The organism is Verruconatronum alginivorum, from assembly GCF_056590205.1.
In genome coordinates this window covers 5126159-5142353 of record NZ_JBWPVQ010000001.1, presented here as the reverse complement: position 1 = coordinate 5142353, position 16195 = coordinate 5126159, and the positions used below count along the sequence as shown (strand labels likewise).

Annotated in this window: 18 protein-coding genes and 1 tRNA gene; 4 read left to right on the top strand and 15 right to left on the bottom strand. The window is 59.6% G+C overall.

The features are described from left to right. Positions 1-58 precede the first annotated feature (58 nt). The 6 genes from ACWUI2_RS18850 to ACWUI2_RS18825 form a co-directional block, all read right to left on the bottom strand. The gene (locus ACWUI2_RS18850) at positions 59-1369 is read right to left on the bottom strand and encodes a DEAD/DEAH box helicase (RefSeq protein ID WP_486984391.1); all 1311 of its coding nucleotides are present in this window, start codon (positions 1367-1369) and stop codon (positions 59-61) included. Beyond that, positions 1369-1764 carry an ExbD/TolR family protein gene (locus ACWUI2_RS18845; protein WP_486984390.1) on the bottom strand — a complete coding sequence of 132 codons (396 nt, stop codon included), beginning with the start codon at positions 1762-1764 and terminating at the stop codon, positions 1369-1371. The genes ACWUI2_RS18850 and ACWUI2_RS18845 overlap by 1 nt, the downstream gene beginning before the upstream one ends. After that, positions 1761-2318 (bottom strand): MotA/TolQ/ExbB proton channel family protein, encoded by a 558-nt coding sequence (locus tag ACWUI2_RS18840; RefSeq protein ID WP_486984389.1) that lies wholly within the window; start codon positions 2316-2318, stop codon positions 1761-1763. The genes ACWUI2_RS18845 and ACWUI2_RS18840 overlap by 4 nt, the downstream gene beginning before the upstream one ends. Before the next feature lie 88 nt (positions 2319-2406). After that, entirely contained in the window at positions 2407-3003 is a 597-nt protein-coding gene (gene leuD / locus ACWUI2_RS18835) for a 3-isopropylmalate dehydratase small subunit (protein ID WP_486984388.1), read from the bottom strand. Positions 3004-3021: 18 nt separating this feature from the next. Continuing rightward, positions 3022-4446, bottom strand: coding sequence for a 3-isopropylmalate dehydratase large subunit (gene leuC / locus ACWUI2_RS18830; protein WP_486984387.1), 1425 nt, complete (start codon positions 4444-4446; stop codon positions 3022-3024). 61 nt (positions 4447-4507) lie between these two features. Then, positions 4508-5392: an AraC family transcriptional regulator gene (locus ACWUI2_RS18825; protein WP_486984386.1), complete on the bottom strand. Its 885-nt coding sequence runs from the start codon at positions 5390-5392 to the stop codon at positions 4508-4510. A gap of 166 nt (positions 5393-5558) precedes the next feature. On the opposite strand from ACWUI2_RS18825, the gene ACWUI2_RS18820 reads away from it, so the two are divergent. The 3 genes from ACWUI2_RS18820 (at position 5559) to ACWUI2_RS18810 (ending at position 7096) form a co-directional block, all read left to right on the top strand. Then, the gene (locus tag ACWUI2_RS18820; protein ID WP_486984385.1) at positions 5559-5873 is read left to right on the top strand and encodes a 2Fe-2S iron-sulfur cluster-binding protein; all 315 of its coding nucleotides are present in this window, start codon (positions 5559-5561) and stop codon (positions 5871-5873) included. Between the two features lie 42 nt (positions 5874-5915). Then, the gene (locus ACWUI2_RS18815; protein ID WP_486984384.1) at positions 5916-6338 is read left to right on the top strand and encodes a hypothetical protein; all 423 of its coding nucleotides are present in this window, start codon (positions 5916-5918) and stop codon (positions 6336-6338) included. 104 nt (positions 6339-6442) lie between these two features. Further along, a complete protein-coding gene (locus ACWUI2_RS18810) occupies positions 6443-7096 on the top strand; it encodes a cytochrome P450 (RefSeq protein WP_486984383.1) in 654 nt (217 codons plus the stop codon). Positions 7097-7122: 26 nt separating this feature from the next. On the opposite strand, the gene ACWUI2_RS18805 is transcribed toward ACWUI2_RS18810, so the two are convergent. From ACWUI2_RS18805 to ACWUI2_RS18770, 8 genes are all read right to left on the bottom strand, one after another. After that, positions 7123-8265, bottom strand: a complete 1143-nt coding sequence (locus tag ACWUI2_RS18805; RefSeq protein ID WP_486984382.1) for a M24 family metallopeptidase — start codon at positions 8263-8265, stop codon at positions 7123-7125. Positions 8266-8281: 16 nt separating this feature from the next. Continuing rightward, on the bottom strand, positions 8282-9484 hold the full coding sequence (locus tag ACWUI2_RS18800) for an ABC transporter permease (protein ID WP_486984381.1): 1203 nt from the start codon (positions 9482-9484) through the stop codon (positions 8282-8284). Continuing rightward, positions 9477-10241 carry an ABC transporter ATP-binding protein gene (locus ACWUI2_RS18795; protein WP_486984380.1) on the bottom strand — a complete coding sequence of 255 codons (765 nt, stop codon included), beginning with the start codon at positions 10239-10241 and terminating at the stop codon, positions 9477-9479. The genes ACWUI2_RS18800 and ACWUI2_RS18795 overlap by 8 nt, the downstream gene beginning before the upstream one ends. A gap of 15 nt (positions 10242-10256) precedes the next feature. Continuing rightward, on the bottom strand, positions 10257-10901 hold the full coding sequence (locus tag ACWUI2_RS18790) for a hypothetical protein (protein WP_486984379.1): 645 nt from the start codon (positions 10899-10901) through the stop codon (positions 10257-10259). 73 nt (positions 10902-10974) lie between these two features. After that, positions 10975-11994, bottom strand: a complete 1020-nt coding sequence (gene floA / locus ACWUI2_RS18785; RefSeq protein WP_486984378.1) for a flotillin-like protein FloA — start codon at positions 11992-11994, stop codon at positions 10975-10977. A 116-nt stretch (positions 11995-12110) separates the two neighbouring features. Next, on the bottom strand, positions 12111-12485 hold the full coding sequence (locus ACWUI2_RS18780) for a flotillin-like FloA family protein (protein ID WP_486984377.1): 375 nt from the start codon (positions 12483-12485) through the stop codon (positions 12111-12113). 6 nt (positions 12486-12491) lie between these two features. After that, positions 12492-12959, bottom strand: a complete 468-nt coding sequence (locus ACWUI2_RS18775; RefSeq protein ID WP_486984376.1) for an NfeD family protein — start codon at positions 12957-12959, stop codon at positions 12492-12494. A 67-nt stretch (positions 12960-13026) separates the two neighbouring features. Further along, positions 13027-14568 carry an NfeD family protein gene (locus ACWUI2_RS18770; protein WP_486984375.1) on the bottom strand — a complete coding sequence of 514 codons (1542 nt, stop codon included), beginning with the start codon at positions 14566-14568 and terminating at the stop codon, positions 13027-13029. 194 nt (positions 14569-14762) lie between these two features. On the opposite strand from ACWUI2_RS18770, the gene ACWUI2_RS18765 reads away from it, so the two are divergent. After that, positions 14763-14837, top strand: a tRNA-Gly gene (locus ACWUI2_RS18765). A 220-nt stretch (positions 14838-15057) separates the two neighbouring features. On the opposite strand, the gene fbaA is transcribed toward ACWUI2_RS18765, so the two are convergent. After that, on the bottom strand, positions 15058-16086 hold the full coding sequence (gene fbaA, locus ACWUI2_RS18760; protein ID WP_486984374.1) for a class II fructose-bisphosphate aldolase: 1029 nt from the start codon (positions 16084-16086) through the stop codon (positions 15058-15060). Positions 16087-16195 lie beyond the last annotated feature (109 nt).

Genomic DNA, 16195 nt, shown 5'->3' with positions numbered 1-16195 from the left:
AGCGCACCGCTCCTCCATGAACCATGACGGTCCGAGGCGTTAAACCTCTACCGCCCCCTTATTGGCGCCGACGGCGGCGCACCGGCGGCTTCGCCTCGACAGGAGTCGCTCCCCCTTCGGTTTCGCCGCCCGCTTCGGCATCAAGTCCTTGCGCCGAAGGTTCTCCGGCAGCCGGAAGACTGAAATTCGGCTTCTCGGTCAACCATTCACCATCGATGGTCAAATCCGAGAACGAACGTCGGTCGATCGCCCGACCGAGCTTCCGCTCGATTTGAGAAAACGTGAGACGGTCCCCGGGGGTCACGAAACTGATCGCCTCGCCGTGCGCTTCCGCCCGGGCAGTCCGCCCGACGCGATGGACGTAGTCCTCGAAATTGTTCGGCAGGTCGTAGTTGATGACGTGGGTCACGTCCTTGATGTCGAGCCCGCGGGCCGCGATATCGGTCGCCACCAGGATCGCAACGTTCCCCACCCGGAAATCCTCCAGGGCCCGGGTCCGCTCTTTCTGGTCGCGGTCGCTGTGAAGCACCCCGACGCTCCGGCCATCTTCCTTCAACACTTCGTAAATGAAATCGGCCTCGATCTTCATTCCGCAGAAGACCATCACCGAAGTCATTTCCGGCTGGGCCAACAACTCCCGCAGCAAACGCGGCTTGCGGACTTTCTCCACGTAATACGCGGCGAGGACGATGTTCTCCGGCGTGCGAATAGCCGTGGTGACGTCGACCCGGACCGGGTCCTTCATCAGGCGGGCCGCCAAACGTTCGATGGCGTCCGGGAACGTGGCGGAAAACATCAGAGTTTGCCGTTCGCGGTCGCCGAGGAATCCGATCAGACGGCGGATGTCCGGAAGAAAACCCATGTCGAGCATCCGGTCGGCTTCGTCGAGGATGAAGGTTTCGACCGTCCGCAGGGTCAGTCGCCGCTGCTGAAGGTGGTCGAGGAGTCGGCCCGGCGTGGCGACGACGATGTCGGGCCAGTTTTCCAAGTCACGGATCTGCTTGTTGTAGGGCATCCCGCCGAGGAGGAGACAGACGTTGATGTCGAGATATCGGGCGAGTTCCCGGACGTTTCGCTCCACCTGGAAGGCGAGTTCGCGGGTCGGACTGAGAATCAAAACGCTCGGTCCTTCGTATTCCTCGTCGTAACGGTTTTCCAGAAACCGTTCCAGCGTCGGAAGCGTGAAGGCGGCGGTTTTGCCGGTGCCGGTCTTGGCCAGGCCGATCACGTCTTTGCCGGCCATGATTTCGGGGATGGCCTGCGCCTGAATCGGCGTCGGGGTCGAGAAACCGAGTTCCTTGACCGCGTATTGCAGTCTCTCGTGTAATTTTAACTCGCTGAAGCTTTCCATGTTTTGCTGCTCAATCATCACCGCGATTGAAGACGGATTCGTTCGAGGCCGCTCTGCCGACATTGATCCATCGCGAAGGTGACATCCTTCAATGGAGTCTCCTCGTCCGCCATGATCAATACGGAAATATCACGGCCCCAAGGCCTGAGAGGCTGAAGCAACCCGCTAAGTTCTTCGCGTTTTATTGCTTTGCCGTCGAGCGAAAAGTTTCCGCCCGAATCGATCCCGATCGTCAACGACCGGCTTATTTCGCTCCTTCCGGCCGTTTCGATCTTCGGCAACACCAGGTTCAAGGTGACAACCTCCCGGTATTGCATGGTCAACAGAAAGAAGAAAATGAGAATGGTCAGGACGTCGATCAGCGGGATGATGTTGATCTCCGGCCGCCGCCGCTTGCGCACGATCCAGCTCATGGGCGTCGCCGTTGTCCTTGAATTTGCTCGACCACCGCCCCGAGCTGCACGGTGAAGGTTTCCACCTTCCGCTGAAAATAGCTGTTGGCCACCAGACAGGGAATGGCGATCGCCAATCCGACCACCGTGGTGGTGAGCGCCAAGGCGACCCCTTGCACGAAGGCCGCCGGCTCAGGCAGACCGGTTTCAGGAGTAATGCTGGAAAAGACCTGGATCAACCCTGTCACCGTGCCGAGCAACCCGAGCAAGGGAGCCGCGCTGATGATGATTTCCAGGAAAACGAAGCCGCGCTCCATCCGGTTGACCTCCAACCGGGCCACCGCATGCAGGTTTTCGTCGTCCGCCGGAGAACTCCCGGCAATCCGGGCCAACCGCGCCAACACCGAATCGCCGACCGGCAACTTCCCGGCCTCGACCGAGGCCAGCTCGCCGCGCGGCAGGATCCGGCCGCGGCGCAAGGCGATCGCCCGTTCGATGATCACGAAGACCCCGACCAGGGAACACAGGGCCAGCGGGTAAATGAAGATCCCCGCTCCGGTAATGATTTCCTGCATAACGGACGACGAGAGAGAAAGAGGAACAGGCAACGGGTGCCGGGACGGGCGGTCCGGTCAAATCCGGTCCCGCCCATCCCGGACAAAATCAGACGTAGGACAGGCGCTCGGCCACCTTTTCGATTTCGGGCTTTCCTTCGAGCAACTCCGCGATCGGATCCCAATGGCCACCGATCAGCGCATGGCGGGCGCTCTCCCGCAGCGACGCCTGGTAAACCTTGTCACCGGCGGTCACTTTCGAGTTCGCCACGTCGATCGAAATCTCCAACTCCGGATTCGCCTGGATCGCCGCCGCGATTTCCCGGATGTCGGCCCCGGCCAGACTGACGCACGGCATACCGAGGGTGGTCGAGTTGCCAAAGAAAATTTCCGCGAAATTCTCCGCGATCACCGCCCGGAATCCGTAGCGGTAAAGCGCTTGGGGAGCGTGTTCGCGGGAACTGCCGCAACCGAAATTCGAGCCGGACAACAGAATCGTCGCCCCGGCGTGTTTCGGATCGTTGAGCGGATGCTTCCGGTCCTGACCGTTTTCGTCCTTGCGGACGTCATAGAAGAGAAACTCCCCCAATCCGTCGAAGGTGATGCACTTCATGAAACGGGCCGGAATGATCCGGTCGGTGTCGATGTCGTCGCCCGGCACGTAAACGCCGCGCCCTTTCACTTCAGTAATCTTATCCAGTGCCATATCGATTCTACCTCCCGATTATGCTTCCACCAATTCCTTCACCCCGAAAACCTCGCGGGCGTCGCTGATCCGACCGGTGACCGCCGCCGCCGCCACCATCACCGGACTCATCAAAATGGTCCGGCCGGTCGGACTCCCTTGGCGGCCTTTAAAGTTGCGGTTGCTGCTGCTGGCGCAGAGTTGGTCGCCGACCAGCTTGTCGGGATTCATCGCCAGACACATCGAACACCCGGCCCCGCGCCATTCGAAACCGGCGTCGCGGAAGGTCTGGGCGACTCCCATCTCTTCGCACAACAGGCCGACCGCCTGCGAACCGGGCACCGCGATCGCCTTCACCGACGGATTGACCGTCTTTCCCTTGAGATAACGGGCGGCCTCGACGAAGTCGGAGAGACGGCCGTTGGTGCAGCTGCCGAAAAAGGCGACATCCACCGGAGTCCCCTTGATCGGGGCTCCGGGAGTCAATTTCATATAGGCGAGCGCCTCTTCCACCGACTCCTTTTCGGCGGCCGACACGCTCTCCGGCGACGGCACATCCTCGTCGATGGCGATCGCCTGCCCGGGGTTGATCCCCCAGGTGACGGTCGGAGGAATGTCCTCGGCCCGGATGTCGACGACATCGTCGTATTCGCAATCCGGATCGGAGGCCACGGCCTTCCAGCGGGCCACGGCCTTCTCCCACTCCTCCGCCTTCGGGGCGTAGGGACGTCCCTTCAAGTAAGCGAAGGTGGTTTCGTCGGGATTCACATAACCGACGCGGGCGCCGCCCTCGATCGACATGTTGCAAACCGTCATCCGCTCTTCCATGGAGAAACGGTCGAAAACGTCGCCGCCGTATTCGTAGGCGAAACCGGTGCCGCCGTTCACCCCGAGGGTCCGGATGATGTGCAAAATGACATCCTTGGCGTAAACCCCCGGACGGAGCTCGCCGTTGACGTTGATCCGCCGGACCTTCAGCTTGCCGAGGGCCATGGTCTGGGTGGCGAGCAAATCGCGCACCTGGCTGGTGCCGATCCCGAACGCGATCGCGCCGAACGCCCCGTGGGTGGAGGTGTGCGAATCGCCGCAGGCGATGGTGGTGCCCGGTTGGGTGATCCCCTGCTCCGGTCCGACGACGTGGACGATCCCCTGTTTCCCGGAAGCGATGTCGAAATAAGTGACCCCGAACTCCTCGCAATTGCGGCGCAGTTCCTTGATCATGGCGTCGGCCAGGGCGTCGGCGAACGGTTCCTCGCGCTGATCGGTCGGCACGATGTGATCGACCGTCGCAAACGTGCGGTTCGGATAAGCGACTTTCAAGCCGAGATCCCGCAACATCCCAAACGCCTGCGGACTCGTGACTTCGTGGATCAGGTGGGTGCCGATAAACAGTTGGGTCTGTCCGTTCGACAGCTCCCGCACCGCATGCGCGTCCCACACCTTTTCAAACAAGCTTTTTCCCATAACGATTTTTTCAGTGAAGAGGGCAATATGCCAGCCTCTCCCCTCACTGCAACATGAAACATCAAGTCGCCGCCGCCCCGGAGGGGACTCTCCACGCGGTCGCACGTTCGCGCCGCCGGTAGCCTTTCGGAGTGGTCCCCAGGACTTGGCGAAAGCGACGGTAAAAATTGGCCGGGTTGCTATAACCGCACCGATAGAGAATTTCAGTGACGGTCAAATCGGTCGTCAGAAGCAATCGGCAAGCTTCGCTGATCCGCAGTTCGTTGACGAAACAAGGAAATGTCCGGCGAGCCGTGCGTTGGAAAAACCTCCGAAAACTCGACACCGACATCCCTGTCAGACGAGCCGCCTCGGTTTGGCTGATGGTTTCCGTAAGATGTCCGCGCACATATTGGGTCACGGTCTCCATCCGGGAAGAATCACGCCCTTTCAAGGCCTGTCCGCAGGCGATCGATGAAAGCTCCGCTGCCGGAGCCATCTGGGCAAGCTGCCGCAGCACTTCCAAAAACTGAATGATTCGGCCGGTCTCCCGCCGGGCGCCAAGGCCGTGAAGCACGCGGGCCAAACGCGGATGCCCCGCGATGTTCCAGCGCAGGCCGCGCTCCGATGCAACCAGGAGCCGGGCGATTTCCAGCGTTTCCGGGACGGCAAAAAGCTTTTCACCGAAGGCATCACGCTTGAACTGCACCACTACGGTTCGCGCATTCCCGGAATCGTCGTCGTTCCAAAAAGCATGGGGAAGATGGGCTCCCAACAAAAAGAGATCCCCCGCTTGAAACCGGGTAAGGGAATCGCCGGCAAGCACCCGCCCCTCACTGCGGACGATCCACGCGATTTCAAACTCAGGATGTTGGTGATACGGGCAGAGAATCCGGGGGCCGTTGAATTCGAAACAGGCAATGGATTCGCCGGGACGATAGGGGACCGATTCGTAACTAACTTGCATAAATGAGGCGTGGTTCTGGCAAAAAACGAGCGAAAAATATAGTGAAATGAAACAAACCGAGAAGTCAAAATCGGTCTGATTTGTTACGCTGCTGATCACAAATGGGACCTGAACAACGATTTAATTTTCACTCTTTGACCCATTTACAGACCTCGTGCACCTCTTTATGCCGACAGTAACCTTCATCACCCCTTCCGGAAAAATTGTGACCCTTGAAAATGTGGAGGGCAGCCTGATGGAAATCGCCCAATTCCACGAAATCGAAGGTATCGATGGCGATTGCGGAGGGGTTTGCTCCTGCTCCACCTGTCACGTCTACGTCGCAAAGGACTGGCAGGGCAAAATCGAGCCTGCCGGGACGATGGAAGCCGATACCCTCGAGTTCGACGACCGGACCAAGGAGAACAGCCGGTTGAGTTGTCAGATCGTGCTGACCGATGAGTTGGACGGCCTGGAAGTTACAATCCCGCCAAAGGAGTAAATCGCCGCCCCCCGATTTTCATTAAAGTTCCAAAAATCTCATATGCCGACGAACACTTACATCACCGGCGATCCGTTTGAGGAAGCCCGGACGCGTTGCCCGATGATGCTGGGCGAATTTCAACACGGGGAAAAAATCCCCATGCTGCTGCAGTTGAAAGAGGTCCGCAAGGCAGCCAAAGACTGGCAGACTTTTAGCTCGGACGCCCCCCGCCGGGTTCCAATTCCCTCCGAAGAAGCGCTACGGGACGTGCGTCAATACCCGATCGAACTCGATCCCCCGAAACACGGCGACTACCGCAAACTCGTCGAACCTTTCTTCCTCCGCCCCAAGCAACCGGAGGTCAAAGCGAGGATTGACGGATTGATCGGCCGCATACTGCAAAGAATGGTCGAGCGAGGCACATTCGATGCGGTCCACGATTTGGCAATTCCTATCCAGTCTTATGCGTTAGCCACCTGCTGAACGTCCCGGAATCGGAGGGGGACCAATGGATCTCATGGGGGGTGCACGTCATTCGATCAGGTGACGGCAAGGCCAAGGGCTCCCAAATGGACGCCTACAACCGAATGATGTTTCAAAAAGCCAAGGAGCATCCGGGCGACGATTTCTACAGCGCTCTGAATGCCGCTGAGATCGATGGACGACCGCTCACCGACGAGGAAAAGGAAGGTTTCGCCAACCTCGCCTTTGCCGGTGGCCGCGATACGATCATCCATACCATGACCGGAATTATCGCGTATTTCGCCAAAAACCCGGAGGCGATGGCCCACCTGCGGGCCTATCCCGAAGCGATCAACACGGCAGCGGAGGAATTCTTTCGGTTGGCCATCCCTCTAACCCATATTGGTCGCGTCTGTCCCATGAAAACCGATGTTCATGGCCATCAGGTCGAGCCAGGGGGACGGATCTCACTCACCTGGGCGGCAGCCAACCGGGACCCGGAAGTTTTCGAGAATCCGAACGAAGTCGATCTTGAACGCAAACCCAATCCCCACGTCGCCTTTGGCTTTGGTCACCACAACTGCCTGGGAGCGCATCACGCCCGGGCCATCATACGCGGTTTCTTGAAGCAATTCCCCCAGCTGGTCTCCAGTTTAAAGGTCATTGAGGCAGTCCCTTGCATGGAAGTGGAAAAAAACTATACCCGCCAAATTGGTTTCAATAAATTGGTGGTGTCAGTTGAGCCTATCCGAGTTACTTCCACTCCCGCCGATGCTTGAATAATACGACGGGGAGCGCCCGTTTCTCACAACTGCCAGCGGTAATGGTAGTTCGACAAGGTCTCGCCCCCGCCGCCTTTCACCCAAACGACGTCCTCCACCCGGGCGCCCCCGACTCCCGGGTAATAAAGGCCCGGCTCGATCGTCACCACCTGTCCGGCTTTCAACCGGGGAGCGTTCAGCGAAACCCGAGGCGCTTCATGGACCTCCAATCCAAGCCCATGACCGGTCCCATGGAAGAATCCTTCCGGTTGCGCCCCATCGAGACGGGTTCGATACCCGGCTTCTTCGAACGTTCGCATCACCGTCCGGTGGATCGTATCTCCTTTGACGCCCGCTTTCACCCGTCTCATCGCTTCCCCGTGCGCGGCCCGGACGGTTGCGATCAGCTTCTTCTGAGCTTCGGAGGCCTTCCCTTTCAAAAACGTTCGGGTCATGTCCCCGTGATACCCGGTGGCCGTCACCCGGGGAAACACGTCGACGATGATCAACTCGCCTTCCCGCAACACTCCGCTCCCGGTGCAGTGCGGATCGCAGGCTTGGTCACCCCCGGCCGCGATCGTATGGCTGGCGACGGCCCCGGCGCGCAAGCACGCGATCTCGATCTCCTCCTTCAATCGCTCGGAGGTCAGATAGCGGTTTTCCAAAAACAGTTTTCCCTTCCGCACCGTCGCCTTCCGCAAAAGAACTTCGGCCGCCCGAATTCCGGCCGCGCTGCAACGGTTGCCCCGCCGGATCATTTCAGCTTCTTCGGCCGTCTTCCGTTCGCGGTCCGGGAATAACCCGCCGGCGGCGATCTCCAGGGTGACCCCCGCCTCTTCCAGCTTCCGCGCCAGCCCAAACGGAAAATCCGCCCCGACCTGAAAGCCCGCGATCGAAAACTCGTCGGCCAAAGCCGCGATGATCTCCGCCACGCCGGCGGTCTTCCCTTTCGCCTTCTCACTCGCCTTCCGTTTCCATTCCTCCAGCGCGAGGACTTCATCGAAACGCGATTCACGGCGGCCACGGGCGATTTCCAATGGACTTAGCACCGCGTAACGCCGTCCCCCATGTTCAAACGCGATAAACGGGTCCGGAGCGAAAAACCGGCCGAAATAAAGAAGGTCGGCGTTGGTATCGGAGGCCGCATACATCAATGGCGACCGTTCGGCGGTTGATTTTTTCGGCATAAATCGTCGACGTTTCCTATCCCCTGAACACCACCGATTCCTGGTAAAACAACCGAACCGCCGCCCAAAGGGCCAGCGCGGCATACACGGTGGAGGATCCAAGGATCAGGCCAATATACCCCCAATCGAAGATCCCGCTCAGAATGTCCCTGCCGATGAGGCTGATGTTAAGCACCGGCACCAAAGCGATGGCGGGAGTCAAATCGACCCCGGGCATCAATGCGATCGCCGCCGGGAGAATCGCCACGATCAACAAGGGACTCACGTAGGTTTGGGCTTCCCGGAAGGTCCGGGCAAAGAGCGAAATCACCAGCAACAGCGACGCAAACAGGGCGGCGATCGGGAGGAGCAGAATGAAAAATCCCCCGATCGCGAGGGGGCTGATCGCCAAATCGATGATGCCCCCGGTCGCCCGCAACAAGGCCACCGCGACCCAAAACGTTCCGCCGAGCGCCGACAGGGCGAGCAGGGCCGTCACGATGGAAAAGGTCAGGACCACCAGAAATTTCCCCAAAACCAGAGTGGTCCGGGAGACCGGGCTGCTCAACAAGGTCTCCATGGTCCCGCGTTCCTTTTCCCCCGCGGTCAAATCCATCGCCGGATAAACCGCCCCGGTGATACACAACATGATCAAAATATACGGCAACAACTGGCCGATCACCGCCCCGGTGACCCGTTCGGGCGGCGCCACGTTCTCCCGATTCACTTCAAACGGTTCCAACACCGTTTCTGCTAATCCGTGGGCCCCGAGCCGCTCCACCACCACCGTCTGCCGAATCTCCCGCAAATGGCTTTTCAAGCGCCGCGCCGCTTCGTTTGACCTCGACTCTCCTTCATAGGTAAAGATCGTCAGGGCGGCCGGTTCCCCGCGCCGCACCGCTTCCGCGAAGCCTTGCGGGACTTGCAGCGCCGCCGGGAGCTCCTTGTCGGCGATCCGCCGCCGAAAGTCGTCCGATGGCTCCGCCAGGCGGATTGTCTCCAACTCCCGGATACTGTCGACCACTTCCGGCGCGTGCTCCCCGCCGAGGATCATCACTTCATGGATCTCCACCCGGGCCCGTTCCGCCATTTTGAAGGTGAGCCCGCCCATTCCGACCAAAAGCAAGGGCATCACAATCAGAGGGACCGCGATCATCGAGATCAGGGCGCGGCGATCCCGGAGGGAATCGATCAACTCCTTCCGATAAACGACACCCAACATATTTCTCGCCTCAGCCATCGCTCCGGACTCCTTCCCCCCGGCCTTCCGCCTCGCCGACCACTTTTACAAAGACCTCTTCCATTTCCCGCTCGCCGTAACGGTCGTACAAATCCTCCAAACTTCCCTCCGCGTGGATCCGACCGCCGTGAATGACCGCCACCCGGTCGCACAACTTCTCAACCTCGCTCATCACATGGGTGGAAAACAATACCGTTTTGCCCGCCTCTCGGCACTCCCGGATGAATTGCACGATTTGACGGGCCGCCATCACGTCGAGCCCCAAAGTCGGTTCGTCGAAGATCATCACCGGCGGATTGTGAATCAATGCGCGGGCAATGGAGATCTTTTGCTTCATCCCGGTGGAAAGGCGGTCGCAACGGCGATCGCGAAAACTGTCGATCCCGAGTTGACCAAAAAGCTGCTCCGCCCGCTCCCGCAATTCACTCTCGCCTAGTCCCTGGAGCCGCCCGAAATACAACACCATTTCCTCCGCCGTCAACCGACCGTAGAGAGCGGTGGCGGTCGACAAAAAACCGACTTTCCGCCGGACCTCCTTCGGCTCGGCGACCACGTCAAATCCTTCCACGCGGGCGCTGCCGCCGCTGGGACGGAGCAGGGTCGCCAACATCCGGAGGGTAGTGGTTTTTCCGGCACCGTTGGCCCCCAGGAGACCGAAAATCTCTCCCGGGCGGCAAGTGAAACTCACCGCGTCCACCGCCTTGACCGTCTGACGCCCCGCGGCAAAGGTTTTCCGTAATTGGGCGACTTCGATCACGCGTATTCAGCCGCCTCAGGACCAATTTGAAAAAACGTCCGGGCGCGAACGGAGCCCGACTGGCCGGTCGACCACTTCTTTCAACAAAAAAGCCCGCTTCATGCTGTCGGCTGTCGCCAGATCGGCGAACAATTGCGCCCGCAAATCTCCGGCGACTTCACGCCGGACATGGGCCTGGGCGACCCGCTCCGCCGCGGGCAGTCCCGCCCGCGAGGTGCGGCGCACCGCCTCGGCTTTGGCCCGACGAGATTCTTCCAAGCGTTCCTTCTGAATCCGCAATTCCTCCTGGATATCGCGGCGAGGTCCACCGGTCGAGACCGTCGGCCTCGGCTCGGGCTGCGAACGGCGAACCGGCGGCGGTTGCTGCACCACCGGAGGGCGTTCCTCATACTCCTGGTGACGCCGGGGGAAAACCACCGGACCTTCCCGCTCGAACTCCTCGAACGCCGGTTCCTCCGCTTCCTCCGTTCTCCCTTGCTGACGGGCGATGATTTTGCGCCGGATCTCCTCCTGGATGCGCCGGGCTTCCGCTTCGGCTTCCGACGGCTCCCCCGGAGGCACCCCCTCCCCTTCGTCCCGCGCGAACATCCGCTGGAACAAAAAGAAGAGAACCAACGCCACCGGCAACAGGATGTCGAAATATTCCGTCAGCCAATCCATGTAAAATAATCGGATCCGGCGAATCCCGGCGTTGGATTACTCCCGCGCCGGGTCCGCCGAGGTTCAAACCTTCTTATTTTCTACCTTCGTCTTCCTGGCCCGGTTTGGCAATCGACTTCCGCATGTCGGTATCGGCCTGGATGTTCATATACCGTTGGTAATCCATCACCCCGAGGTTTCCTTCGCGGAAAGCTTCGGCGATCGCCAGCGGGACCTGCGCCTGGGCTTCGACGACCTTCGCCTGCATCTCCTGGACCCGCGCCTTCATTTCCTGCTCAAGCGCCACCGCGGCGGCCCGCCGGATTTCCGCCTGGGCCTGGGCCATGTTTTTATTCGCTTCCGCCTGGGCTTCCTGCAGTTGGGCGCCGACGTTTTCGCCGACGTCGACATCGGCGATGTCGATCGAAAGAATTTCAAACGCGGTCCCGACATCGAGTCCGCGTTGCAACACCACTTTGGAAATCGAATCCGGACTTTCCAACACCGTCTTGTAGGAAGCGGCGGAACCGATGGTCGTCACAATCCCTTCACCGACGCGGGCGATGATCGTTTCCTCCTTCGCGCCCCCGACAAAACGATCCAGGTTGCTTCGCACCGTGACCCGGGCGCGCACTTTCACTTGAATCCCGTCTTTGGCGACACCGTCGATCGTGCTCCGGCCTTGGGCGGGATTCGGACAATCGATCACCTTCGGGTCAACCGAGGTGCGAACCGCTTCGTTCACCGACTTCCCGCTCCCTTTGGTCGCGAGGTCGATAGCGCATGCCCGGGTGAAATCGAGCGGAATGCCCGCCTTCATCGCCGCGATCAAGGCCTGCACGGTCGGAATTACATTCCCGCCCGCCAGATAATGGGCTTCGAGTTCGTCGGTGCTCATTTCGATCCCGGCCTTCTTGGCGGTGATCCGGGCGTCGACGATTTTGTCATAAGGCACCTGCCGGAGGCGCATCGCCACCAGGTTCGGAATCCCGACATAGGCGCCGGCCAGCCAGGCTCGAAGCCACACGCTGAAAAACGAGAGAAAAATCCCCAGGACCACCAACAGGATGATCGCCAGGACAATGACGGCAATAACAGTGAAGTTCAGTTCCATGGTTACGGTTTCTACCTACTCAGTTTATTGGGTGAGAAAATTTCGTTCGGGGAAAGCTAATAACACTCAACGGGAAAGACACGAAAAAAATCGGTCGCTCGAACCGATTCCTCGCCTCAGAGGACCTCCACCTCCTCCGGTTCCAAATCGGCGAGTTCGATTTCGCAAACCCGGGCAAAATCGATTTCGCTCCCGGACTGCCGCATCGCCACATAAGCGTGGACCACCGCACGCACGTCGCCGCCCGCCCGGGCATGGGCGACCAACTCGGCCAGGGGGATCCGCACCTCCGCCTGCCGGGCAGTCAGGTGGGCCGCGGTCAACGCCTCGAATGGAAGATTCCGCAGATACAGGCTCCAGATCGTCCACAACCCGACCGTTCCTCCCTTGCGGCGGACGGTCGCCCAACAAGCGAATACCGGCGCCGCTTTCCGCAGGGTGAATCCGGCGGCGATCATCAGAAAAACAAATAATACAATCGTTTCGCCCATAGTGGTTCAGATTTTCTTCACCCGCACCCGGAAATTGTCGGCGTCGACCACTTCCACCCGCGCCCCCCGTTCCACCAGCCCGCTCAACGAAAAGCCTTCGTAGGTCTTGCCGTCGATTTCAACCACCCCCGTCGGAGCAAGCGTCGTCACCGTTTTGCCTTGCTTCCCGGTCATGTCCGCCGGTGCCACCGAACGCTGACTGGTTCCCCCGATCGAGCCTTTTAAGAAAAGGCGCTGTCCGGCGGTGGTCCGGGGAATGAATTTCAGTTCGATCGTCAGCGAAATCCCGATCACAACGCACCCGATCAAGACCGCGAGCATTCCGCCCGCCACGCCATACTCGACGAACGCCACAGTCCAGGAGCCGAGTAGAGACAACACTCCGACCAAACCGAGGATGCCCCCCGGGACCAGCAATTCCAGTGAAATTAAACAGAGCCCCAAAAGAAAGAGCCCGACGATGATGGCCAGCATAGTTCAAAAAACGGTCGCGGGAAGCGATCCGACGAAGAGAAAAGGAGAGTATTGCGAAAGCCGGAGACTACCGGTTCTTTCGCCGGACAAGCAATCCGAAATCGAGATAACCGACCACTTCCAAAGTATCTCCACGGGACGCGGAGCCCCGGTCGATCCGCGCCTGATAACGCCGCCCGTCAATCTCGATTTCCCCCGACGGATACAGATCCGACACCGCCACGCCGACATCCCCGATCCCGGCCTTCGCGGGCACCGCTGGTCCTCCAGCCGGAGCCAGCCCGTCGTGCTGGGAATCCCCCAGGATCCCCCCTTGCAAAATCATTTTATCCCAGAACCAGGAACGGGGAATGAATTTCGCCAACGCCACCGCGCCCGCCACGGCCAGGGCCAAACCGGCCGCCAAATTGAGCAACGGACGGACAAACATATCGGGAGTCAGCTCGAACGCTTCCGCCGGCCAGATGTCGACCATCCCCCAAATCAACGATCCGATCATCAACACGATTCCGACGACCGATGGAATGATCAGCCCGGGGAAGAAAATAATCTCCGCCAACACCAGAAGTGCCCCGAGCAAGAAGACCAAAAGCGGTTCCATCCCGGCCAACCCCGCCAAATGATGGCCGAGGAAAACGAGCGTCAACAAGAGGAATCCCGTGACGCCGATCACACCGAAACCCGGGGTCTTGAATTCGAAAAATATGCACAGGAGTCCGATCCCCAACAGCAACGGGGCGATCGAGGTGAGCCATCGAGCCAATTCCTCCGACCACGTCGGAATAAACTCGGCCACGGTGTAGTTACCTTCGCCATACTTTTCGTTCAGGAGCGCTTCGAGACTCGGCGCGATCCCGGTTCCCAACAAAGCCTGGGGCGGATCGCCAAACTCCCGCATCGCTTCAGTCGCGGTCAACGAGAGAAGCTCCCCCTCGGGCGAAATCACTTCGCCGTCGATTTCCAGCACGTATTGGGCGTCCACCATCGCCATCAAAACTTCCGCCCGGTAAGGAACATCCTCGGTGAAGGCCCGGATCCGGGCGCCGAGGTAACTCATGATCTTGCGCTGCATCGTCTCGGGAATCTCCTGTCCGGTGGCCGCCACTGGAGCGGCCGCGCCAATCACCCCCCGAGGCGCGAACCAGATTTCATTGGTCGCGGCGGAGATGAAGGCCCCGGCGGAAATCGCGTCGCTATTGACGTAAGTGATGGTCCGACCGGAAAACCGGTCGAGCATCTCCATCATTTGCAACGTCACGTCGAGCCGACCGCCGGGCGTATTCATATCGAGCACCACCACGTCAGCCCCCATTTCGATCGCCTCCTTCATTCCGCGGCGAAAGACGAAAAGCAGCGCCTGACCGATCTCCCCCTCGATTGGAATCACATAAACCGAAACCGGCCGGTCGGATGGAATCTCCGCTCCCGGCGGCGGAACCGGATCGGCGTCATCCAACGGCGTCTCCTCCCGCGGAATCTCCTCCACCGCGGTTTCCTCAATTGGCCCAGCCGGTGAGTCGTCCGGCCGATCGCCGAACAGGCGCACCGCCAGGAAGACGGCCAACAGAAGCGTGATGACAAAAACAGCGGAAGAGGTTCGATACGACATTGGCAGGAAAAGAGGACCGCGCGGGCGGCATCAAGTTGCCGGAATATCACTATTTTACCATTCCTTGGCAAGCCACCGTTTTACCCTCGGCCGATAACCGTTCCAGGATTCCGCCCTGCGTAGACCGGCGCAAACTCGGAAAAAAGGGCTTGAAAACCGCCGAATTATGGCGATTGATGATGATCTCGAATTTTGCGGGCGTCGTATAACGGCTATTATGTGAGCTTCCCAAGCTTGAGACGAGGGTTCGACTCCCTCCGCCCGCACCACCTCCGAGTTTAGCTCCCCACATCCCTCCTCTCTTCATCTGCGCTTATCTGCGCCCATCTGCGGTTCTCCTTACAGAGCAAAGGCGCGCGCTCTTTTCGAGCGTGCGCCTGGGAGAATGTGGGAGGGGCCGTCCCGGCTCCGTGTGTTTTCCAAGCTCGTTCCGCTGAACCCACGCACAGAGGCAGGATGCCTCCGCCACTATCACTATCGGTTTCCCGATTATTTCTTGAACAAGGTCTTGCCGGTCGAAAGAAGGTCTTCGCAAGCCTGACCGAGACGGGCGGCCATTCCCGCTTCCGCCTTCTTCAGGTAAGCGCGCGGATCGTATTGCTTCTTGGAGCCGACTTCGCCGTCGATCTTCAAACAGCCGTCGTAATTGCGCATCACGTGGTCGACGATCGGCCGGGTGAAGGCGTATTGAGTGTCGGTGTCGATGTTCATCTTGATCACCCCGTAATCCAGCGTCTCGCGGATCTCCGACAAGTCCGAACCGGATCCGCCATGGAACACCAAGTCGAATTCGGCTTCCTTGCCGTATTTCGCGATCACCGCCTCCTGACCTTTTTTCAAGATCTCCGGACGAAGTTTCACCGCGCCGGGCTTGTAGGAGCCGTGAACGTTGCCGAAGGTCGCGGCGAAAATGTATTTGCCGACGCCATTCAACGCTTCATACACCGCCAGCATATCTTCCGGAGTGGTGTAGAGTTTTTCGGCCGGCAGGCCGCTGTTGTCGATGCCATCTTCCTCCCCGCCGACCACGCCGGCTTCGACTTCGAGGATGATCTCGTTTTCCGCGCAAAGCTTCAGGAGCTCCTTCGACAGTTTCAAATTCTCGTCCAACGGCAGTTCCGATCCGTCGAACATGTGCGACTGGAACAAATTTCCCTGACCGGCCGCCCGGCGTTTCGCGGTCGCCTCGATCAGCGGGCGAAGGAAAGAATCGACTTTGCTCGCTTGGCAATGATCGGTGTGGAGCGCGAAGAAAACGTCGTATTGGTCGGCGAGCCGATGGGCCGCCTCGGCCAAAACGATCGCCCCGAGGGCCGCGTTCTTGACGTTCAAACCGGAGGCAAACTCACCGCCCCCGGTCGAAACCTGGATGATCCCGTCTGACTTCTTGTCCGCGAATGCCTTCATGGAGGCGTTCAGCGTCGCGAGCGACGAAATATTGACGGCCGGGTAGGCGTAACCGCCCTCTTGGGCGGCCGCGAGCATCTCGGCGTATTGTTTAGGTGTGGCGATTGGCATAGAAGTGCTTCCTCTCTGATTAAAACGGCCCCGCAGTCCGGGACACCGCCTTTAATGGGAAGAAAGGGCGCCGGTTGTCAAAAACAAATCGAGAGAAAAGAAGGATCCG